The sequence below is a fragment of the Xanthomonas fragariae genome (assembly GCF_017603965.1).
Taxonomy (GTDB): domain Bacteria; phylum Pseudomonadota; class Gammaproteobacteria; order Xanthomonadales; family Xanthomonadaceae; genus Xanthomonas; species Xanthomonas fragariae_A.
Map to the genome: position 1 here is coordinate 2,666,813 of NZ_CP071955.1, position 20,530 is coordinate 2,687,342.

18 protein-coding genes and 2 other RNA genes are annotated in these 20,530 nt (G+C 62.3%); 2 read left to right on the top strand and 18 right to left on the bottom strand.

The window, feature by feature from the left end; genetic code table 11:
• Positions 1 to 53 precede the first annotated feature (53 nt).
• The 4 genes from J5I97_RS12550 to rlmD form a co-directional block, all read right to left on the bottom strand.
• Positions 54 to 1,631, bottom strand: coding sequence for a cryptochrome/photolyase family protein (locus tag J5I97_RS12550; protein WP_208586857.1), 1,578 nt, complete (start codon positions 1,629 to 1,631; stop codon positions 54 to 56).
• 180 nt (positions 1,632 to 1,811) lie between these two features.
• Entirely contained in the window at positions 1,812 to 2,840 is a 1,029-nt protein-coding gene (locus J5I97_RS12555) for an NAD(P)/FAD-dependent oxidoreductase (RefSeq protein WP_208586859.1), read from the bottom strand.
• 65 nt (positions 2,841 to 2,905) lie between these two features.
• Positions 2,906 to 3,394: a CYTH domain-containing protein gene (locus J5I97_RS12560; RefSeq protein WP_208586861.1), complete on the bottom strand. Its 489-nt coding sequence runs from the start codon at positions 3,392 to 3,394 to the stop codon at positions 2,906 to 2,908.
• Between the two features lie 114 nt (positions 3,395 to 3,508).
• The gene (rlmD, locus tag J5I97_RS12565; protein ID WP_208586863.1) at positions 3,509 to 4,843 is read right to left on the bottom strand and encodes a 23S rRNA (uracil(1939)-C(5))-methyltransferase RlmD; all 1,335 of its coding nucleotides are present in this window, start codon (positions 4,841 to 4,843) and stop codon (positions 3,509 to 3,511) included.
• 160 nt (positions 4,844 to 5,003) lie between these two features.
• Here rlmD and J5I97_RS12570 point away from each other — a divergent pair, with 160 nt between their 5' ends.
• Positions 5,004 to 5,726 carry a response regulator gene (locus J5I97_RS12570; RefSeq protein WP_208586865.1) on the top strand — a complete coding sequence of 241 codons (723 nt, stop codon included), beginning with the start codon at positions 5,004 to 5,006 and terminating at the stop codon, positions 5,724 to 5,726.
• Between the two features lie 118 nt (positions 5,727 to 5,844).
• Here the strand turns inward: J5I97_RS12570 and recO are convergent, their stop codons facing one another.
• The 12 genes from recO to rpoE all read right to left on the bottom strand — a co-directional run bounded on the left by recO (position 5,845) and on the right by rpoE (position 15,965).
• On the bottom strand, positions 5,845 to 6,567 hold the full coding sequence (recO, locus tag J5I97_RS12575; protein ID WP_208586867.1) for a DNA repair protein RecO: 723 nt from the start codon (positions 6,565 to 6,567) through the stop codon (positions 5,845 to 5,847).
• Positions 6,568 to 6,579: 12 nt separating this feature from the next.
• Positions 6,580 to 6,655: non-coding RNA, sX9 sRNA (locus tag J5I97_RS12580), on the bottom strand.
• A gap of 280 nt (positions 6,656 to 6,935) precedes the next feature.
• Positions 6,936 to 7,835, bottom strand: coding sequence for a GTPase Era (gene era, locus J5I97_RS12585; protein WP_208586869.1), 900 nt, complete (start codon positions 7,833 to 7,835; stop codon positions 6,936 to 6,938).
• The gene (gene rnc, locus J5I97_RS12590) at positions 7,832 to 8,512 is read right to left on the bottom strand and encodes a ribonuclease III (RefSeq protein ID WP_208586871.1); all 681 of its coding nucleotides are present in this window, start codon (positions 8,510 to 8,512) and stop codon (positions 7,832 to 7,834) included. Before rnc ends, era begins: the two co-directional genes overlap by 4 nt.
• Positions 8,502 to 8,909, bottom strand: a complete 408-nt coding sequence (locus J5I97_RS12595) for a DUF4845 domain-containing protein (protein WP_208586873.1) — start codon at positions 8,907 to 8,909, stop codon at positions 8,502 to 8,504. Before J5I97_RS12595 ends, rnc begins: the two co-directional genes overlap by 11 nt.
• Positions 8,909 to 9,709, bottom strand: a complete 801-nt coding sequence (lepB, locus tag J5I97_RS12600; RefSeq protein ID WP_208586875.1) for a signal peptidase I — start codon at positions 9,707 to 9,709, stop codon at positions 8,909 to 8,911. Before lepB ends, J5I97_RS12595 begins: the two co-directional genes overlap by 1 nt.
• Before the next feature lie 105 nt (positions 9,710 to 9,814).
• Complete coding sequence (gene lepA, locus J5I97_RS12605; protein ID WP_002810399.1) at positions 9,815 to 11,605, bottom strand: translation elongation factor 4; 1,791 nt, start codon at positions 11,603 to 11,605, stop codon at positions 9,815 to 9,817.
• Between the two features lie 344 nt (positions 11,606 to 11,949).
• Complete coding sequence (locus J5I97_RS12610; RefSeq protein ID WP_208586877.1) at positions 11,950 to 12,111, bottom strand: hypothetical protein; 162 nt, start codon at positions 12,109 to 12,111, stop codon at positions 11,950 to 11,952.
• A 344-nt stretch (positions 12,112 to 12,455) separates the two neighbouring features.
• Positions 12,456 to 12,531, bottom strand: a non-coding RNA gene (locus tag J5I97_RS12615) — sX9 sRNA.
• Between the two features lie 256 nt (positions 12,532 to 12,787).
• Positions 12,788 to 14,359 (bottom strand): DegQ family serine endoprotease, encoded by a 1,572-nt coding sequence (locus tag J5I97_RS12620; RefSeq protein WP_208586879.1) that lies wholly within the window; start codon positions 14,357 to 14,359, stop codon positions 12,788 to 12,790.
• Between the two features lie 104 nt (positions 14,360 to 14,463).
• On the bottom strand, positions 14,464 to 15,348 hold the full coding sequence (locus J5I97_RS12625) for a sigma-E factor negative regulatory protein (RefSeq protein WP_208586881.1): 885 nt from the start codon (positions 15,346 to 15,348) through the stop codon (positions 14,464 to 14,466).
• A complete protein-coding gene (gene rpoE / locus J5I97_RS12630; protein WP_208586883.1) occupies positions 15,345 to 15,965 on the bottom strand; it encodes an RNA polymerase sigma factor RpoE in 621 nt (206 codons plus the stop codon). Before rpoE ends, J5I97_RS12625 begins: the two co-directional genes overlap by 4 nt.
• A 236-nt stretch (positions 15,966 to 16,201) precedes the next feature.
• On the opposite strand from rpoE, the gene J5I97_RS12635 reads away from it, so the two are divergent.
• The gene (locus J5I97_RS12635; protein ID WP_208586884.1) at positions 16,202 to 18,283 is read left to right on the top strand and encodes a 3-hydroxyacyl-CoA dehydrogenase NAD-binding domain-containing protein; all 2,082 of its coding nucleotides are present in this window, start codon (positions 16,202 to 16,204) and stop codon (positions 18,281 to 18,283) included.
• 71 nt (positions 18,284 to 18,354) lie between these two features.
• On the opposite strand, the gene J5I97_RS12640 is transcribed toward J5I97_RS12635, so the two are convergent.
• Positions 18,355 to 19,323, bottom strand: a complete 969-nt coding sequence (locus J5I97_RS12640) for a cation diffusion facilitator family transporter (RefSeq protein ID WP_208586885.1) — start codon at positions 19,321 to 19,323, stop codon at positions 18,355 to 18,357.
• Positions 19,324 to 19,641: 318 nt separating this feature from the next.
• Complete coding sequence (mmsB, locus tag J5I97_RS12645; RefSeq protein WP_208586886.1) at positions 19,642 to 20,529, bottom strand: 3-hydroxyisobutyrate dehydrogenase; 888 nt, start codon at positions 20,527 to 20,529, stop codon at positions 19,642 to 19,644.
• Position 20,530: the final 1 nt, after the last annotated feature.

Here is a 20,530-nt window from a genome sequence, read left to right on the forward strand (position 1 = left end):
GATCGTGCATTCAGGCAGGTGCGAGCCCGAGCGATCGCGCCATACAAACCACCTCAGAGCGCCTCCAGATTCGTCCGCCAATGCGCGGCCTGCGCCTGCACTTGGGCCAGCACGTCCGGCGCCATGTCGTCGAGCTGCCGGTAGGGCATCGCCAACCGCTGGTTGGGTTGCAGCAGAGTGCGCTGACGCGCGAGGAAATCCCAGTACAGCGCGTTGTACGGGCAGGCCTGTGCGCCGACCCGTGCCTTGCGCTGGTACTTGCAGCCGCCGCAGTAGTCGCTCATGCGATCGATATAGGCCGCGCCGCTGATATACGGCTTGCTACCGAGCAGGCCACCATCGGCGAACTGGCTCATACCGACCGTGTTGGGCAGCTCCACCCATTCGAACGCGTCGATATACACACCCAGATACCAATGATGCAGCGCCTGCGGATCCAGCCCCGCCAGCAGCGCGAAATTGCCGATCACCATCAGCCGCTGGATATGGTGGGCGTGCGCGTTGGCCAGCGAATTGCCGATCGCATCGGCCAGGCAACGCATGCCGATCTGCCCATCCCAAAACCAGCGCGGCAATGGTGCATGCTGATCGAGGTGATTCAGCTCCGCATAGCCGGGCATCTGCGACCAGTACACACCACGCACGTATTCGCGCCAACCCAGAATCTGCCGGATAAACCCTTCCACCGATGCCAACGGCGCATGTCCGTCACGCCACGCGGCTTCGGCACGGGCGATCACCTCGCGCGGATGCAACATCTTGACGTTGAGCGCGAACGACAGCAGCGAATGGAACAACCGCGGGCTGCGTGTGCTCATTGCGTCCTCGTAGCGACCAAAGTCCGGCAACGCATGAGTGATGAACGCATCCAGATGCTGCAATGCTTCGTCGCGATGCAGCGGCCATGGCAAGGCATCGGCGTTCGGCGACCCGAAACTGCGCACGCCCGCAGACTCGATACTGCGCCACAGCGCGCGGTGATCGTGTGCAGCACGCCATTCCTGCGGCGCGGGCGGATCTCCGGGCCACGGTGCACGATTGTCGCAATCGAAATTCCAGCGCCCACCTTCCGGCTCACCGAATGCGTCGAGCAAAATGCGATGCCGTCGCCGCATGCGCCGATAGAACACTTCCATGCGCCATTGGCTGCCGGGGCGCAAACACGCCGCTACCTCATCACGCTCGGTCAGAAAATGCGCGCTGTCGACCATGCGCGTGGCGAACGGCCGGCGTGCGCACCACTGCTGCAATGCTTCATCCAATCGCCACTCGTCCGGCGCCTGATAGTCCAGATGGCTGGCTTGGTAGTGCGCCATCAGCGCATCGAGGTTGGCGGGAATCGAGTGCCGATTGCTGGGGTTGTCGATCGTCACGTAACGCACGCGATGACCGGCGTCTCGCAAGTGCGCTGCGAACGCGCGCATCGCCGCAAAAATCGCCAGGATCTTCTGCGCATGATGCAGCACGTAGTCGGTTTCCTCGCGCACTTCCATCAACACATAAACCACGCCTGCGTCGTGCGCAGCGAACCAGCTATGCTGTGGATTGAGCTGATCGCCCAGGATCAGACGCAGCGTATGTGCAGCCATTTGTACAGTGCGCTCGGCCGCGGTGGCGTTGAACTCACTCATCTAGGCAGGACTCGATCATGCAGAGTGCTCGCCGCGAGCGGTGAAGGGATGCGTGCGCGAGTGTGGAGTTCAATCGACCTGTCACAACGATGAAAGCGACATTCGGGCGCAAACGTCAAAGACATGCACATCGCCCTGTGGCGACCCGGCACTCCACACGTAACGAGGCCTGACACAGATTCAGTCGCGACCGCTGTGCATGGCATGGCTGGCGCAGACGCGCTGCGCCAGCGCCATACCGCTCTGCCAGGCGCCTTCAACTTTGCCGCCAGCCAACCAGTCGCCGCACATACCGATACCAAGCGTTGCATCCCACACACAGCCGATCTGCAACGGCGGATCGGTGCTGGCAGCAGTCCAACGATACGCCCCGCACGACTGCGGCAATGGCAAACCCAGCGCTGCAAGACCTGGCAATACGCTGGCAATCACCGCTTCGGGCGTGGCATCGCGATGTGCCTGGCTCCACTGGGCAGTGGCATGCAATAACCACGTCTCGGCGCCCTGTCGTCCAGGCTTGCTGGAGTTGCGCGCCACCCAGCGCAACGGGCCGACGTTGACGAACAAGGCGTCGTAGCCTGGATCGATAGTCGCATCAAAATGCAGCACCACCGCCCAGGCCGGCTGCATGCGCGCGTCGCGGGCAATCGCAGAAAGTGCAGGTGCGAGGTCTGCCGACAATGCAGCGGCATACGGTGCCGGCACAGCCAACAGCACTGTATCGCACGCTCGCGTTGCATCCTCGCCAGCTACTTCCAACACCCATCCCTGCCCACTGCGCTGCAATGCGCGCACATCGGTGCGCGATCGAACATCCAGATCAGCTGCAAGCGCGCGCGCCGGTGCGGCCATATCGGGTACGCCGACGAAGCGTGTCAACGCACTCTGTGAGGGTCGTAACTCTGCGCCGTCCCAGCTCGCGACGCGCGCGGGCCACCTCGCAGCAACACCAGCTTCGATCCATTCGTTCACCAGCGCCACAAACGCCGGATCGCGCGCCGTGAAATACTGCGCGCCGTGATCGCATTGCCAACCGTCACCTGCGCAGCGACGCATGCGACCGCCGGGCGTATCGGCCTGATCGAACAGCGTCGCCGCAATGCCGGCAGTCTGCAGCCGCCGCGCGCAGGCAAGACCCGCCAATCCAGCGCCGACCACCACAACCGCGCGCGCGCGGATGGGCAGCGTCACCTTGTCACTCGCTTGCATAAGTCTGACATCGACGCTTCACCCTGCTTTTACGAATCCCGAATCCCGAAGACCCACTCCCGACTTCATTGCCACTGCGAGAACGGATACGAGGCCAGTGCAAGGTTGTAATAGCGCACATCGTCGGTGACTTCTGTGCCAACCCAGTCGGGCTTGGCAAATGTCTCGTCAGCGTTCCCAAGTTCGATCTCGGCCACGACCAGCCCGGCGTTGTCGCCCCGGAATTCATCCACTTCCCACACATGGCCCTGGTACGCGACCAGATGCCGGCGCTTGTCGATCAAACCGCCAACGCATAGCGCCAGCAACGCGCGCGCCTCCACGACCGGAATCGGATACTCGAACTCTTGCCGCGTATGCCCCACCTCGCGCGATTTGAGATTGAGAAACGCGCTCTCGCCCTGGATGCGCACCCGCACCGACGCATTCTGCGCACCGCTGCGCAGCGCCGCCTGATCGTTGATATAACCCTGAGCCATCGGGATCGCTGCATGCGCAGCGCGACGCCAATCGTCGCCGGTGACCAGGAATTTGCGTTCGATTTCGATGGGCATGGGATTATGGATTATGGATTATGGATTATGGATTCGGGATTTGGGCTTGGTCACAGCAGCGAACTGGCAGGCATCGGAGTGCGCTCTCGCCAATCCCCGATGCCCAGTCCCCATTCACCGCCTCTCAAACACCGCAATGCTCTCCACATGCGCGGTGTGCGGAAACATGTCCATCGCGCCAGCGGCCTTGAGTGTGAAGCCTTGCGCGTTAACCAGATAGCCGGCATCGCGCGCCAGCGAGCCCGGGTGACAGCTCACATAGACGATGCGCTCGAACTTTTTCAGCGGCAATTGTTGCAGGACTTCCAAAGCGCCCGAACGCGGCGGATCCAGCAACAGCTTGTCCAAGCCCTGCCGCATCCACGCAGCGTTGCGTTGATCCTGGGTCAGGTCGGCCGCGTAGAACTGTGCGTTGTCCAGGCCATTGCGCTGCGCATTTTCTTTCGCGCGTGCCACCAGCCCAGCATCGCCTTCCACTCCCACCACTTCGCGCACGCCGCGCGCCAGCGGAAGGGTGAAATTTCCCAAACCACAAAAAAGATCCAGCACGCGGTCGTCGGGCTTGGCATCGAGCAATGTCAGCGCGTGCGCGATCATCTTCTGGTTGAGCGAGGCGTTGACCTGGATGAAGTCCAGCGGCCGGAACGCCAGCTCCACATCCCATTGCGGCAAGCGGAACGATAGCGGCACATCATGCGGCCACAGCGGATGCACGCTGTCCACGCCACCGGGTTGCAGGAAGATCGCAAAGCCTTGCGCCTGCGCAAACTCGGTCAGCGCTTGCCGGTCGCGCTCGCTGAGCGGCTGCATGTGGCGAATGGTCAGCACCACCGCAGCGTCGCCGGCGATGAATTCGATCTGCGGAATATCGCGCTTGCCGTCCATGCCTTCGACCAGCGCGGCGAGCAGCGGAATCTTCTCGCCGATCTGCGGGATCACCGTGTAGCAGACCGACAGATCGGCCACAAAGCGCGGGTCGAGCTCGCGGAAGCCGACCAGGGTCTTGTCTTTCTTCTCTACCCGGCGCACCGAGAAGCGGCCTTTGCGTCGATAACCCCAGTTGTCGCCGACCAAGGCGGGCAACACCGCTTGCGGGGTGACGTGACCGATACGCTCAAGGTTGTCCATCAGCACGCGCTGCTTGGCCAGGATCTGCTGCGACTCCTCAAGATGCTGCAACACGCAGCCGGCGCAGACGCCGAAATGCGGGCAGCGCGGGGTCACCCGCTGCGGCGACGCCTCCAGCACCTCCACCGCCCTGGCCTCCTCGAAATGCCGGCTGCGCGCGGTAGGTTCGGCACGCACCAGCTCTCCGGGCAAGGCACCGCTGATGAAGGTGACCTTGCCGCCCTCGCCGCCGCGGCGCGCCACGCCGCGGCCGTCGTGGCTCAGGTCGGTGATCGCGGTCTGGAATGGAGTGCGGTCGAAACGGTTTCTAGTTCTGGCCACGTGGCGACAAGCTGCGAGCAAAAAGGGCGCATAGTGTCGCAGATGCGATCGACCAAGGCCGCCCCCCAGGCGGGGCGACGATTGTCGCGCCCCACAAACACAGGCAAACTCCGCATGCGCGCGGCTGATCGGCACGCGGCATCGCTGACAAGGAAGCAGCATGAACATAGCCACACGCCAGGAACCCCATCCACGACTCTTGCTCGTAGAAGACGACCCGATCAGCCTTGGCTTTCTGCAGGCTGTGCTGGAAGGCCTGCCGGCCCAGGTGGACTGCGCCGACTCACTTTCCGCGGCACTCGACCGCGCGCGCGAACGTCGGCACGATCTGTGGCTGATCGACGTCAATCTTCCCGATGGCACCGGCAGCGGTTTGCTGCGGGCACTGCGCCTGTTGCACCCGGACGTGCCTGCGCTGGCGCACACCGCCGACGGCAACATGGCGATGCAGCGCAGCCTGCAATCCGATGGTTTCCTGGAAATGCTGGTCAAACCACTGACCTGCGAACGTCTGCTGCAGGCAGTCCGTCGTGGTCTGGCACGCGGCCGCTACAGCGTGGCGCCGGTCGGTGAGCTCGACATCGCCGCTAGTGACTGGGACGAAACGGCCGCGCTTAGCGCACTCAACGGCCAGCGACACCATCTCAACGCGCTGCGCGAGTTATTCCTGGCGGAATTGCCGGGCACGCGCGATGCGGTGGATTCGGCCTTGCAGATGAGCGACGAGCAGGCACTAGGCAACCATCTGCATCGGCTGCAGGCAAGTTGCGGGTTCGTGGGCGCGGCGCGGCTGGCCGGTGCGGTGCGCTTGCTGCGCGGCGATCCGCAGTCGAAAACGGCGCGGACTCAGTTTCATGCGGCAGTGGCTGCGCTTTTGCACTGAGATGTTGCTAAGTCGATGTTCTTTGGGGTCGCCCCAGCGCTCAACGACGCGCTACCGATCTGGTCTGGATTCAAGCCTTCTTGAGCACCATCGTGTGCACGATAGAAACTCAGCCCCATCAGCGGCGGCGCGCCAGGTCCTCAAGCATTTCCCAGGATTTTAGGCCGCGTCCGCCCAGATGATGCAGCAGCACGCTGCGCATGCTGCGACGCAGGCCGGGCATGTCGTCGACCACTGGCATAACGTCCTGGCCCAAGGCCAGTAGCGCCGCGCCGGTGACGGTTTCGCGCCGATCCTGCGCCAGTCGCTCGCTCAATACGCGCATTGCGCCTTCTTGCGGATCGAGCCGATAGCGCGCCGCCGGTTCGATCGCTTGCCCGTCGCTGTCGTGTTGCAGATCGAAAGCGAGCCCGAGCCCTTCCAGCACATCGCGCTCGAACTGGCGCAGTCCCCAGGCCAACGGCAGATGGGAGCCCAGATGGGCGCGCGCTTGCGCATAGCAATCAAACAGCTCGGGTACCGAATCGTTGCGCGGAACCAGGCGCAGCAGCAACTCGCTGATATAGAAGCCGGCCAGCATGGTTTCGCCCGCCAACCGCGGCGCGGTGTCCAGCGCTTCGGCCTGGCGCAGCTGAGCAAGTTCGCCCCGCTGCACTGCGCTGAACTGGATCAGTTGCAGTGGCTGCAAAGCAGCGCGCAAGGCCTGCTTGCGCAGCCCACGCACACCGCGTGCCAGCAGCCCGACCCGCCCATGCTGCTCAGTCAGCACCTCCACCAGCAAGCTGGTCTCGCGCCAGGCACGCACATGCAGGACGAAACCGCGTTCGTGTTCGATCAGCATGGGATTTAGAGCGGCTAACAAAACGTAGCGAGCAGTCGTCAGGTGGGTGCGGACGGCGCGGAAGAACCGCAGTGTACGCGTGGTACATGCCGATTCCGAGCACCGGCCGCGCCCGCCTGGCGGTGAGCGCAGTCGTTTTGTTAGCCGCTCTAAGCCGGATTGGGGACCGGGGATTGAGGACCCGGTAAAGGCAAAGGCACGGCGAGCGATCAAACGAAGCAGCATGCGGCAAAAGCCTCTAAAGACAACTGCGGCGGTAACGACACAAGGTCCAACCAATCGAGCCATCGCGTGCACTACCACTGCCTGCCCATATTCAACGACCCATGCCGCGCTGTTCCCGGGTCACCGGCGTCCGGCTCTCGGCTTCATTCGTAACCGAACGCCTTCAACGCCGCCTCGTCGTCCGACCAGCCTTCACGCACGCGTACCCAGTTTTCCAGGAACACCTTGGCACCGAACAGCCGCTCCATCTGCAAACGCGCCTTGCCACCGATGTCCTTCAAGCGGGTGCCGCCCTTGCCGATCACGATCGCCTTCTGGCCTTCGCGCTCGACCCAGATCACCGCACCGATCCGCAGCAGCGCGCCGTCTTCGGCAAACCGTTCGATTTCAACGGTGGTGGCATACGGCAGTTCTTCGCCGAGCTGGCGCATCAACTGCTCACGCACCAGTTCGCCGGCCAGAAAACGCTGACTGCGATCGGTGATTTCGTCCTCACCGAACATCGCTTCGGCCTCGGGCACCAGCTTGAGCAGGTCGCCAACCAGCGCTTTCAGGCCCTTGCGCTTGAGCGCAGAGACCGGATGCACCGCGGCGAATGTGCGGCCTTCGCTGACCTGGGCCAGAAACGGCAACAGCACGGTTTTGTCCTTGAGTCGGTCGACTTTGTTGACCACCAGCACCACCGGCACCTTGGCATCGCTGAGAACCTTGAAGGCCAGCGTGTCTTCGTCGTCCCAACGGCCGGCCTCGATCACCTGCACCGCCGCGTCCACGCCCTCCAGCGAGCCGCGCGCGGCGCGATTCATCACCCGGTTCATCGCCCGCTTCTGCTCGCGATGCAATCCGGGCGTATCGACCAGCACCAGCTGCCCCTCAGGAAAGGTAGCAATGCCCAACAACCGATGGCGCGTGGTCTGCGGCCGGTTGGACACAATGCTGACCTTCGCGCCCACCAAGGCATTGGTCAGGGTGGATTTGCCGACGTTGGGCCGGCCAATCACCGCAACGCTACCGCTGCGGTGGGGGGAAGATATTTCGCTCACGTGTTTGAATCCAGTTGTGCGATGACAAGAGTCGCCGCCTGTTGCTCGGCGAGGCGACGCGAGGTGCCCTTGCCCTCGGCGCGGGCAACGGGCTGCTCAAGAATGCAGGCGACATGGAACTGCTTGGCATGTTCGTCGCCGCTCTCACTGATCAGAGCGTAATTGGGCAGCGGAAGTTGCCGCGCCTGCAGCCATTCCTGCAGCCGGGTTTTGGGATCTTTTTCTGCCTTGCCGACCGGCAGCGCGGCCAGCGAGGGCTCGAACCAGGGCAGCACTACCTCGCGGCAGCGCTCGAAGCCACAGTCCAGATAGATGGCCGCGACGATCGCCTCGACTGCATCGGCCAGAATCGAGTCGCGCCGATGTCCACCGGATTTCAGCTCGCCCGGGCCAAGCGTCAGCCGCTCGCCCAGATTGAGGGTACGGCCGATCACCGCCAACGCCCCCTCGCGGACGAGCTCGGCACGGGCGCGGGTCAATGCACCTTCGTCGGCCTTGGGCCAGCGCCGATACAGCGCCTCGGCGATCAACAGGTTGACGATGCCGTCGCCGAGAAATTCAAGTCGCTCGTTATGCGGCGTCCCGGCGCTGCGATGACGCAACGCCTGGGCGAGCAGAGCCGGATCGGCAAACGCATGCCCGATCGGATCGCCGCGCTGAAAGCTCCTATTCGCCACTACGCCCCGTCATGTCCTGGGACGTGTCGAATTTGCCAACGATATCCAGATTGCCGATCAATTCGCGGCGCACTTCGTAGTTGACCTTCATGCGCCAACCGCTTTCGATCCGCTCGAACTTGATGTTCTCACGCTTGACGCTTTCGGACGAATTAATATCGAGACGCTTGAAAAACATGTCCTGCAACTTGGACGGATCCATGTCGGCACTACCGGCTTCGTTGGCGAGGCCCTTCATCGACGTACTTACCGCGTAGTATTCCTGATACATCGGAAACAGCTTCATCCCGAGATACAGGCCAAACCCCACCACCGCCAGCACCACCACGAACGATGTCAACGTCATACCGCTTTGCTTGCGCTTCATTGTGTGTCCCCAAGCACGCCCCGCGTGCATCACTGAATTCTGGTTCCGATCCGTGACGGATCAAAACTCCCCTTACAGAACCACCCCTCGCAATTGAGCCAGATCAGGAACGCCTTGCCGCGCAGATTGGCCTCTGGCAGAAAGTGCGTCTGTGTCCAGAACCGGCTGTCTTCGCTGTTGTCCCGATTATCCCCCATCACGAAATAGCTGTCCGCCGGCACGGTCCAGTTGCCCTGCCCGGCAGGCATGTTGCGATCGACCCATTCAAGCACGGTGTGCGTGCGACCCGGCAGGTCCTCGACCAGCAACGTGGTACCGGTCATCTCGGCGCCCCTGGCCTTGCCGATGTACTCGCCCTTGACCGTGTAGCGCATCGGCTTGTCGTTGATGTATAGCGTATCGCCATGGAAACCGATCTTGTCGCCCGGCAAACCCACCACGCGCTTGATCCAGTTCTGATCGGGCGCATGCGGCGGCTTGAACACCACCACGTCGCCACGCTTCGGCTCGCCGGTCGGAAAGAACTTGGTGTTGGTGATCGGCAAACGGAAACCGTAAGCGAACTTGTTGACCAGGATGAAGTCGCCGATCAGCAGATTCGGCATCATCGAACTGGACGGAATCTTGTACGGCTCGGCCACGAAACTGCGCAGGATCAACACCACCGCCAGCACCGGAAAGAACGCACGCGAGTAGTCGATGATCGCCGGTTCGCTGTCCAGCAGACCGGCGCTTGCAGCGCGGCGTTTAGCCAGAAACAACGTGTCAAGCAGCCAGATCAAGCCGGTGCCCAGCGTCAAGACAACCAGAGCGATTTCAAACCATTTCATTGATGTTCCTTACGAACGGGATTCGGGATTGGAGATTGAGGATTCGCAAAAACGTCAGGGCCGGCGTGTCGTTGCCAATCCCAAATCACGACTCCCAAATCCCTGCTACTTATCCATCTGCAGAACAGCCAGGAAGGCTTCCTGCGGAATCTCCACGCGGCCGACCTGCTTCATGCGCTTCTTGCCTTCTTTCTGCTTTTCCAGCAGCTTTTTCTTGCGCGAAACATCGCCACCATAGCACTTGGCCAACACGTTCTTGCGCATTGCCTTGACCGTGGAGCGCGAGATGATCTGCGAGCCGACGGCGGCCTGGATCGCCACGTCGAACATCTGCCGCGGAATCAGCTCCTTCATTTTTTCGCATAGCTCGCGGCCACGTCGATCGGCATAACTGCGGTGCACGATGATGCTCAGTGCATCGACCTTATCGCCATTGATCAGCGTGTCCACGCGCACGAACGGGCCGGCATCGAAACGCAGAAAATGATAGTCCAGCGAGGCGTAACCGCGCGAGACCGACTTGAGCTTGTCGAAGAAATCAAGCACCACTTCGGCCATCGGCAACTCGTAGCTGATCTGCACCTGGCTACCCAGGTAGTTGATGCCGATCTGGCTGCCGCGTTTTTCTTCGCACAAAGTGATGATGTTGCCGACGTAATCGGGCGGGGTAAGGATATTGGCGCGAATGATCGGTTCGCGAATCTCCTCCACATTGTTCAGCGGCGGCAGTTTGGACGGGTTGTCCATCGGGATGATGCTGCCGTCGGTCTTGAGCACCTCGTAGACCACGGTCGGTGCGGTCGAGATCAGATTGAGGTTGTACTCGCGCTCCAGACGCTCCTGCACGATTTCCATGTGCAGCATGCCCAGAAAGCCGCAGCGGAAGCCGAAGCCCATCGCCTCGGAACTTTCCGGCTCGAAGCGCAGCGCCGCATCGTTCAAGCGCAGTTTGTCCAACGCTTCGCGCAGGTCTGGATAGTCCTCGGCATCGACCGGGAACAGACCGGCGAACACGCGCGGCTGCATTTCCTGGAAACCGGGCAGCGCATGCGGGGCAGGATCGGCGGCCAGGGTCAAGGTGTCGCCGACCGGTGCGCCATGCACGTCCTTGATCGAGGCATTGATCCAGCCCACTTCGCCGGCGCCAAGGGCAGCAAGCTCCTTGCGCTTGGGCGTGAAAACGCCGACCTTGTCGACCAGATGGGTGCGGCCGGTGGACATCACCAGGATCTTGCTCCCTGGCTTGATCTCGCCCTGCATCACGCGCACCAACGAGACCACCCCCAGGTAGTTGTCGAACCAGGAATCGATGATCAGCGCCTGCAGCTTGTCGGTGTCGCGCGGGGTGGGCGGCGGAATGCGCTGCACGATCGCCTCCAACACCAGATCGACGTTGAAGCCGGTCTTGGCGCTGACCGCAACCGCGTCTTCGGCGTCGATGCCAATCACCGCTTCGATCTCCGCCTTGGCGCGCTCGATGTCGGCGGTCGGCAGGTCGATCTTGTTGATCACCGGCACCACTTCCAGACCCTGCTCGACGGCGGTGTAGCAGTTGGCGACCGATTGCGCCTCCACGCCTTGCGCGGCATCCACCACCAATAGGGCGCCTTCGCAGGCGGCCAGCGAGCGGCTGACTTCATAAGAGAAGTCGACATGCCCGGGGGTATCGATGAAGTTGAGGTGGTAGACCTGCCCGTCCTTTGCCGTATACGGCAAGGACACCGACTGCGCCTTGATGGTGATGCCGCGTTCGCGCTCGATCGGGTTGGAATCGAGCACCTGGGCCTCCATCTCGCGCGCCTGCAGGCCACCGCACAGCTGGATGATCCGGTCGGCCAGGGTGGATTTGCCATGGTCGACGTGGGCAATGATGGAGAAGTTGCGGATATGCTTCATAGGGGGTGGGGTCTAACCACCATAATAATACTCACAGCCTTTAATCATCGCACCTCACGAAAATTATTGCAAATAAAAATTAACAAATGCTCTCGCCAGTCATACCTTCGCTCGCTCATTCACTAACTTCTTAGCCACATCGACCAAAGAAAGCTGGGAGCTTAAACCACGTTCCATGGCATCGGAAGCACCACGCGCTGACAGTAAAATATTTCACCTCAACTCCCCGTTCTTTAAAATACGCAGAACCACACCCTTAAAAAAATCTAATAAGTGAGAGCTACCGGTGGGCATGAATAAGATTTTGAAAGGAACACCTATCTTTGCAATGCTCGCCAAGACCTCTAAAATAGTGAAACTCCCTTGGCATTGCCAATCTTCCCGTAGATACCGAGAATAAAACCATCGATAGAATCGAAATATTTTTTATCCAGCTTAACCGCGCCTTCCGCGGCCTCAATTGAAACATCAAGCGCCCGTACATGATCGACAGCCTTGCCACACACGTCATTAACTTCAACTCGACTTGGAGGGGCACAATAAAAATCCTCTCATCTCCCCCATAATAAAGCAGCTCCTTATTAGCCCTGCCCCTCAGCTACAGCAATTCCACGCTTCTCCCTACATAAGCCTAATTCAAGGCGGCGATGGGGCTTCCTGGCTGAAAAACGTCGGGCCAGCCACCACGCGTCAGCAACGCCGACAGTGGACATGGTTGGAAATGCCAAGAAAAGTTGCCCCGTCTGCAGGCCCGTAGCGAAAACGCCGGCTGAGAGTCAGGGCTAATCAGGAAGCAGCTTTTCCTCAGTCACTTCAAGATTTTTTAAATCTTACAGTGCGACTCACCTTAGGCTTGGTTAGAACAAAATCATACCAAAGGTGGGTGCGGACGGCGCGTGAGGAACCGCAGTGTACGCGTGGTACATGCCGATGCCGAGCACCGACCGCGCCCGCCTGGCGGTGAGCGCAGTGGTTTTGTTAGCCGCTCTAAGCATCTACATCCAGTAAAACGACCGAGTTAACTTCTACGCTTTCATCAAGATCAAGAGCCATCATTACTCTCCTCTTACGCATGCCGAGTTAAACCGCCTTGCCATTTCGCCGAAACCACGAATAATGAACCCATGTCAACTTGGGCGTTTAGCAAGTTCGTCGATGTATTACTGGGTTCAGCAAACCGTATTAGCCAGCCTTAATCGCTACGTAGCTGTTTGCTTGTCCACTAGAGATTAGCAACATGATCACGTCGCCTTTCTTGTAACCGGCCAGTACACGATTCAACTCGGCCACGCTGCCAACCGAGATCCTACCCACCCGCAGGATTACCTGACCGGGAGAAAGCGGCGGCGAAGTATTGCGCGCCTGCGAACCTGTCACCGCAGCGATGCGCACGCCCTGTCCCGCTTCCAGGCCCAGGTGACTGCGCTCGGCGGCGGTCAGGTCGGCCACCTGCAAGCCGAGCAAGACCACGTTGACCGAAGCCTCCGGCTTGGCGTCCTCGGCAGCAGTGTGTGGCGCGTTGTCGACAGAATCGTCCCGCAAGGAAGCCAGGATCACGGCGACCTTACGGGGCTTGCCGTCACGCAGCACGTCCAGGGTCACCTTGGTGCCCGGCGGCAACAAGCCGATCATTGGCGGTAGATCGCTGTAGGCCTGGATATTCTTGCCATCGATGCTGCGAATCACATCGCCCACCTCAATGCCGGCCTTGGCTGCAGGACTGCCGGCGGGAATGTCGTTCACCAGCGCACCGCGCGTATCCGGCAGGCCCAGGCCCTGCGCCTTGAGTGCATCGATCGGGCCGACCGCCACGCCCAGCATGCCGCGACTCACGTGGCCGGTGGCCTTGATCTGCTCGGCAGCGCTGAAGGCCAGATCGATCGGGATCGCGAAGCTGATGCCCATATAGCCGCCCGAAGCGGAGAAGATCTGCGAATTGATGCCAACCACTTCACCACGCGTGTTGAGCAGCGGGCCGCCGGAGTTGCCCTGATTGATCGCCACGTCGGTCTGGATGAAGGGCACATAGCGCTGGTCCGCATACGGATTGCTGCGGCCGGTGGCGCTGACGATACCGGCGGTGACTGAGTGATCCAGGCCGAACGGCGAGCCTATCGCCACTACCCACTGGCCCGGCCTGAGCGTTTTGGAATCGCCGATGCGTACCGTCGGCAGACCCTTGGCCTCGATCTTCAGCAGCGCCACATCGAATTGCTCGTCGCTGCCAACCACCTTGGCCTTGAACTCGCGCCGGTCGGTCAGCTTGACGGTGACCTCGCTGGCGCCATCGACCACGTGGTGGTTAGTCAGCACGTAGCCGTCGGCGGAAATAATGAACCCCGAGCCCATCGACTTGCCGGCGATACCGCCGTCGTCATCGTCCTGGCCAGGGCCCTGCCCCTGACGCGGCCCGCCCGGCATTTGGAAGTCCGGACCGAAGAAACGGCGGAAGAACTCCGGCATCTGCTCATCGCCCGGCATGGCGCCGCCGTCCTGCCTTCCGCGCCGCTGACGCGCCACGGCGGCCTTGCGGGTAGTGGTGGTTTCGATGTTGACCACGCCCGAGCCGACCTGTTCGACCAAGTTGGTGAAATCCGGTAGCCCCGCCACCAGCTGCGGCGCTGGCGTGGCGCTGCGGTTGGCAGCGATCGGCGCGGTGTCCTTGGCGACCGGCGCAGGCCGCTGCGCGCAAGCGACCAACGGCAGGGACATGGCGATCAGGCCAAACATTTGGGTGCGGATGCGATGGTTCATCAGGTTGCCTCCGATGGCAGGCGACAAGGGCGAACCCTTTGATGACAAGGGTCCGGCACGATAACGAGAGGAAGGACGCCGAGCGGATGAGATCGGCGGCGGCGTCAATTCTGTGGCAACTGCACAGGCAGCGACCGATCTGGCGCCGGGCTGGTCACGATTTGTGGCGCGGGCTCGAACGGGTAGAACGCGGGGCCTTGGCCGCTTTGCCGGACACTGGCGTCGAGCGGCCTTTCGCCAGCCCCGGATAAAACCGCGCGCGGCCACGGGCGTGCCTGCAGCGTCGTATCGGAATGCGTGAACGGGTTGGAGGGCGCTGTGGGGGTTGCAGTCGCCGGTGCCGGCGTGGCGGTCGCCACCATGCGGGTCGGCGTCTGTTGCTGGCGCCAAGCCACGCTACGCGCCGCCTGCTGGTTGCGCGTAGCCGCGCCACGGCGGGTAGAAGCCAGCGCTGCAGCCGGCACTGCCGCGGCGAGCGCGACAATGTCATCAGGGGTCGCCGGGCCAGGCGCGACCGGAGCCTTCCGTGCCACTGGTGCGACCGGAACCTGCGAAGCCGCAGGCATCTGCGCTGTGGTGGCATACACCGGCATATCCGAGGCAAGCAAGGCGGTCTGAGGAAGACGCTCGCGCGCGACGAATAAAGCAATTGCGGCAACCGACGCTGCAATCGCCGCACCACCACCCCAACGCCAACGCGCGACCGGGCGCCTCGTCCGGTACTCCTGTGGAGCGGACTCAGCAGCAATGGCGCTATGCACACGCGCTGCAAAATCCAATGGTGCTGGCGCACTGGCCACACCGCGCAACACATCGCCGCACAGCTGCCAGCGTTCGTGGCAACCGGCCAGTTCTTCATCGTGGGCGAGACGGCGCAACAAAAAACGCGACTCGTCGGTATTCAATTCGCCGTCCACCAACGCGGACAGCTGCTGACGATAGTGAAGCTCGAACTTGTCGGTGGTGGACATGACAGGGTTATGCCTCATACACGGTGTCGCTCACGGGTAGCGCTTTCGGTCTCCAATAGAGGCCGCAGCTCGTTGTCGATGGCCTCGCGCGCCCGGAAGATGCGCGAGCGCACCGTTCCGATCGGGCAATCCATCTTTCGCGCGATTTCGTCATAACTCAGCCCGTCCACCTCGCGCATGGTGATGGCCGACCGGAGTGCTTCCGGCAGGGCTTGGACCGCACGCATCACCGTTTGTTCCAGCTCCTGTCGCATCAATTCGCGCTCCGGTGTGTCGGTATCGCGCAATCGGATCGCACCATCGCACCGCTCGGCATCGCTGATCTCGATGTCGTCGGTGGGTGGCCGGCGGTTGTGCGCAGCCAGATGATTCTTGGCAGTGTTGACGGCAATGCGGTGCAGCCACGTATAGAACTGGGAGTCGCCGCGGAAACTGTTGATCGCGCGGTATGCGCGCACAAATGCGTCCTGGGCCACGTCCTGGCTTTCGCTCCAGTCGGCGATATAGCGCCCGATCAACGCGACGATTCGATGCTGGTATTTGCGAACCAGCACATCGAACGCTGCGCTTTCGCCGCGCTGCACACGCCGGACCAATTCCAGATCCAGCTCCTGAGGTGTATCGACTTCGGCCATGTCGGGCCGCACTCCTGTCAGCCCACCGAAGTCGGGCAATGAGACCGCTATTGAAAAGAAAAGTTCATACCGCTCCGTACGATCGTCGCGCATTCAGGGTAGCTGCACCGATGCGCCGCTGGCCACGCCCCGGATGAGGCGCATGCCGTCCTGTCGCCGGATATGGGTATTTGACGTGAAGGAAACAACCTCTGGATGATAACGATCTTTCCTTATATCGCCGGACGGCCAGACATATGCTTCCAGGTTTCGACGGGCTCCGATTCAGTCATTGGCAGGCCGACCTGCGCGAGGACGGCGTGGTGGTGCTCAGTCTTGATCGTCAGGGCGCACCGGTCAACGCACTTTCGCAGGAGGTGCTGCTCGAGTTGGACGCGCTGGTCGAGCGGCTGGCACTGGAGCCGCCCAAGGGCGTAGTGCTGCGCTCCGGCAAGGCCAACGGTTTCATTGCCGGCGCCGACCTGAAGGAATTCCAGGAGTTCGACCGCAAAAGCACGGTCAACGATGCGATCCAGCGCGGCCAGAGTGTCTTTCAGAAGCTGGCAGAACTGCCCTGCCCCACGGTCGCGGCGATCCATGGTTTCTGCATGGGCGGCGGCACCGAGATCGCGCTCGCCTGCCGTTATCGGGTGGCCTCCGACGACGGCAGCACGCGCATCGGCCTGCCGGAAACCAAGCTCGGCATCTTTCCCGGCTGGGGCGGCAGCGCCCGCTTGCCGCGTCTGATCGGTGCGCCGGCGGCGATGAATTTGATGCTGACCGGCCGCACCGTGTCGGCCAAGGCCGCGCGTGCGATGGGCTTGATCGACAAGATCACTGCGCCTGCCGTACTGGTCGATGCGGCAGCGGCATTGGCACTGGCCGGTACCAAGCGCCCGTTCAAACAGCGCGCCACCGCCTGGGCTACCAATACCTTACTCGCGCGCAAACTGCTGGCGTCGCAGATGCGCAAGCAGGTCGCACGCAAGGCGCACAAGGAGCATTACCCGGCGCCATATGCGCTGATCAACGTGTGGGAGCGCGCCGGTGGCAGCGGCATCCAGGCCCGGCTCGCTGCCGAACGCAAGGCGGTGGTCAAACTCGCCGGCACGCCGACCGCACGCAATCTGGTCCGTCTCTTCTTCCTCACCGAACGCTTGAAAGCGCTGGGTGGCAAGGACGCCGGCGGCGCGGCACTGGCGCCGATTCGCCATGTGCACGTGATCGGTGCCGGCGTGATGGGCGGCGACATCGCGGCCTGGGCCGCTTACAAGGGCTTTGAGGTCACCCTGCAGGATCGCGAGCAGCGCTTCATCGATACCGCGTTGACGCGCGGCGGCGAGTTGTTCGCCAAGCGGGTCAAGGACGACGCCAAGCGGCCGGCGGTCGCGGCGCGTCTGCGTGGCGACCTGGCCGGTGCAGGCGTGGCACAAGCCGATCTGTTGATCGAGGCGATCATCGAAAACCCACAGGCCAAGCGCGATCTGTATCAATCGGTAGAGCCGCAGCTCAAACCCGATGCGTTGCTGACCACCAACACCTCATCGATTCCGCTGACCGAGCTGCGTGGGCACATCCAACGTCCGGCGCAGTTTGCCGGCCTGCACTATTTCAATCCGGTGGCGATGATGCCGCTGGTGGAAATCGTGCAGCACGACCGTCTGGATCCGGCCAACGTCACGCGTCTTGCCGCGTTCTGCAAGGCATTGGACAAGTTCCCGGTGCCAGTCGCCGGCACGCCGGGTTTCTTGGTTAATCGCGTGCTGTTCCCATATCTGCTCGAAGCGGCCACCGCGTATGCCGAAGGCGTGCCGGGCCCGGTGCTGGACAAGACCGCGGTGCAGTTCGGCATGCCGATGGGGCCGATCGAATTGATCGACACGGTTGGCCTGGATGTCGCCGCAGGCGTGGGCGCAGAACTGGCGCCGTTCCTACGTCTGCCCATTCCCGCAGCACTGGCAACAGTGGAACCGGGCAAGCGCGGCAAAAAGGATGGCCAGGGCATGTACAAGTGGGAGAACGGCCGCGCGGTCAAACCCGACGTGGCCAGCGGCTATGCAGTGCCGGCCGATTTGGAAGATCGCCTGATCCTCCCACTGCTCAACGAAGCGGTGGCCTGCCTGCAAGATGGCGTAGTGGCCGATGCGGATCTGCTCGATGCCGGTGTCGTCTTCGGTACCGGCTTCGCCCCGTTTCGCGGCGGCCCGATCCAGCACATCCGCAGTGTCGGCGCCGACGCGCTGCTCGAACGCCTGCAAGCACTGCAGGCGCGTTACGGCGAGCGCTTCGCACCACGGCCAGGTTGGGATTTGTCGTTGTTGCGTGAGGCAGTGGTGTGATGTCGCTGCTGCTACTTTGAGCCAACAACAAGGCCCCCCGGCGGCCTTGTTGTTGGCGCACCACTGATCGGTCAATGATGGTGATGCGCGCCATGCGCATGCGCGTGTGCGTGGCGATTGCCGTCCGCAGCACCTTGCGCATCCTTTGGGGTGCCACAGGATTTGGTGCCGCAGTCGCCGCTTTCCACTTGCAAGGTAGCGTGGGTGATTTCGAAGCGGTCGTGTAGTAGCGCGCCGAGGGCTTCGCGCAGGCGGTCGCGGTCGATGGCTTCGCTCACCACCACGTGCGCAGTGAGCGCGGGTGTGCTGGAGGCCAGCGCCCAGACATGCAGGTCGTGTACGTCTTCGACGCCAGGATGGCTGATGAGTGTTTGACGCACCTGGGCCAAATCGACGCCCTTGGGGACGCCTTCAAGCAAGACATTGATCGCTTCGCGTAGCAGTAGCCAGGTGCGCGGCAGCACCCACAGGCCGATCAGCACGGCCAATACCGGATCGATCCATTGCCAGCCGGTCCAGCGGATCAGCAGCGCGCCGATGATCACCGCCACCGAGCCGAGCATGTCGCTCCAGACTTCCAGATAGGCGCCCTTGACGTTGAGGCTTTCGCCGCTGCCGGCGTGCAGCAGCTTCATCGCAACCAGATTGATCACCAGGCCGAAGCCAGCGATCAGCAGCATACCGCTGGACGAAATGTCCTGCGGCGCACGGAAGCGTTGCGCGGCTTCCCACAGAATGTAGGCACCGACTGCGAACAACAGCGCACCGTTGGCCAGTGCACCGAGGGCTTCGAGCCGTACATACCCATAGGTGCGGCGTGCATCGGCCGGGCGAGGACTCAACCGCACCGCAAGCAGTGCGATCATCAGGCCAACGGTGTCGGTGGCCATATGCGCCGCGTCGGACAGCAGCGCCAGGCTGTTGGTGACGAACGCACCGATGACTTCCACCAACAAGAATGTCGCCGTCAGCGCGAGCGCCCACCACAACGGTGTTTCGTGGCGGATGTCGCTGGGTGCGTGGTTGTGGTCGTGTCCCATGGATGTTGTAGCCTCGTGCAATGCGCGCACCTTAAGCGCACGCGATGGTGGAGACTATTACACCTGTGCGTGATGACATCACATCACGCGGACACGTGAAATCTGGGCATGGCGCGGCGCTAGTCACGCTCCTGCGTGATAACACCGCCAACGCAGCCGGCTATCGCATGCACCACGCCCGCGCGTGGCAAACAAGACATGGCGAGCAAACGTGCGCGTAGGCGAAAACGGCGCACTCAGAAACCGGGGCTGCGGGTAGTCCATGCCGTGCCGCGCGACGGCAGCGCCCGCCTGCTGGCAAGCGCAATGGTTCGATCACTACACCTTGGCCACTAACTTGATCACGCTGGAAAAATCCAGTGCGCCGTTACCAGCCTGGCTGTTCATCGCATAGAGATTGCGTGCCAGCTCACCGAGTGGAATCGACACGCCGGCCTGCACTGCTGACTCAGCGACCAAACCTAGATCCTTGAGCATCAGGTCGTTGCCGAAGCCGCCGCGATAGCCGCGCGATGCCGGTGCATTGGGCAGCACGCCCGGCCACGGGTTGCACACTTCGGTAGCCCAGCTACGCCCGGTACTGACTGCCATCATCTGGGACAGCACGGCCGGGTCCAACCCTTGCGCAACGCCGAGCGCAAGCGCCTCGCCGGTGGCGGCCATGATCACCCCCAATGCCATGTTGTTGCACAGTTTGGCGACCTGACCAGCACCGTTGTCGCCGACGTGGAAGATGTTCTTGCCCATCGCCTGCAATACCGGCCGGGCGCGCTCGAGCATTTCACCTTCGCCGCCGACGATAAAGGTCAGGCTGCCTGCCGCTGCGCCCGCAGTGCCGCCAGAAACCGGCGCATCGAGCATCGCCAGCCCGCGTGCCTGTGCGGCTTCGGCGACCTTGCGTGCGCAAACCGGTGCGATGGTGCTGCAGTCGATGACCAACGCCCCGTCGGGAATCTGCGCCAGGACGCCGGCCTCGCCCAGATACAGGCCTTCCACATGTCGGCTGGCAGGCAACATCGAAATGACGATCTCGGCGTCGGCCAAGGTGTCGGCTGCCGAGTTCGCGGCGTAGGCGCCGGCTGCCGTAGCGGCGTCCAGTGCAGCTGGCAACAGATCGAACACCCGCAGCTGATGCCCGGCCTTGATCAGGTTGGCGGCCATCGGCCCGCCCATATTGCCCAGGCCGATAAAAGCGATCTTGCTCATC

What these genes read in the sequence shown, in the direction of transcription:
- J5I97_RS12595 (WP_208586873.1), bottom strand. Translation starts at nt 8,909, where the DNA reads ATGCACGCGGGGCGTGCTTGGGGACACACAATGAAGCGCAAGCAAAGC.
- J5I97_RS12550 (WP_208586857.1), bottom strand. Translation starts at nt 1,631, where the DNA reads ATGAGTGAGTTCAACGCCACCGCGGCCGAGCGCACTGTACAAATGGCT.
- J5I97_RS12620 (WP_208586879.1), bottom strand. Translation starts at nt 14,359, where the DNA reads ATGAACCATCGCATCCGCACCCAAATGTTTGGCCTGATCGCCATGTCC.
- rpoE (WP_208586883.1), bottom strand. Translation starts at nt 15,965, where the DNA reads ATGGCCGAAGTCGATACACCTCAGGAGCTGGATCTGGAATTGGTCCGG.
- lepB (WP_208586875.1), bottom strand. Translation starts at nt 9,709, where the DNA reads ATGAAATGGTTTGAAATCGCTCTGGTTGTCTTGACGCTGGGCACCGGC.
- mmsB (WP_208586886.1), bottom strand. Translation starts at nt 20,529, where the DNA reads ATGAGCAAGATCGCTTTTATCGGCCTGGGCAATATGGGCGGGCCGATG.
- J5I97_RS12555 (WP_208586859.1), bottom strand. Translation starts at nt 2,840, where the DNA reads ATGCAAGCGAGTGACAAGGTGACGCTGCCCATCCGCGCGCGCGCGGTT.
- J5I97_RS12560 (WP_208586861.1), bottom strand. Translation starts at nt 3,394, where the DNA reads ATGCCCATCGAAATCGAACGCAAATTCCTGGTCACCGGCGACGATTGG.
- J5I97_RS12570 (WP_208586865.1), top strand. Translation starts at nt 5,004, where the DNA reads ATGAACATAGCCACACGCCAGGAACCCCATCCACGACTCTTGCTCGTA.
- recO (WP_208586867.1), bottom strand. Translation starts at nt 6,567, where the DNA reads ATGCTGATCGAACACGAACGCGGTTTCGTCCTGCATGTGCGTGCCTGG.
- J5I97_RS12640 (WP_208586885.1), bottom strand. Translation starts at nt 19,323, where the DNA reads ATGGGACACGACCACAACCACGCACCCAGCGACATCCGCCACGAAACA.
- J5I97_RS12635 (WP_208586884.1), top strand. Translation starts at nt 16,202, where the DNA reads ATGCTTCCAGGTTTCGACGGGCTCCGATTCAGTCATTGGCAGGCCGAC.
- lepA (WP_002810399.1), bottom strand. Translation starts at nt 11,605, where the DNA reads ATGAAGCATATCCGCAACTTCTCCATCATTGCCCACGTCGACCATGGC.
- J5I97_RS12625 (WP_208586881.1), bottom strand. Translation starts at nt 15,348, where the DNA reads ATGAGGCATAACCCTGTCATGTCCACCACCGACAAGTTCGAGCTTCAC.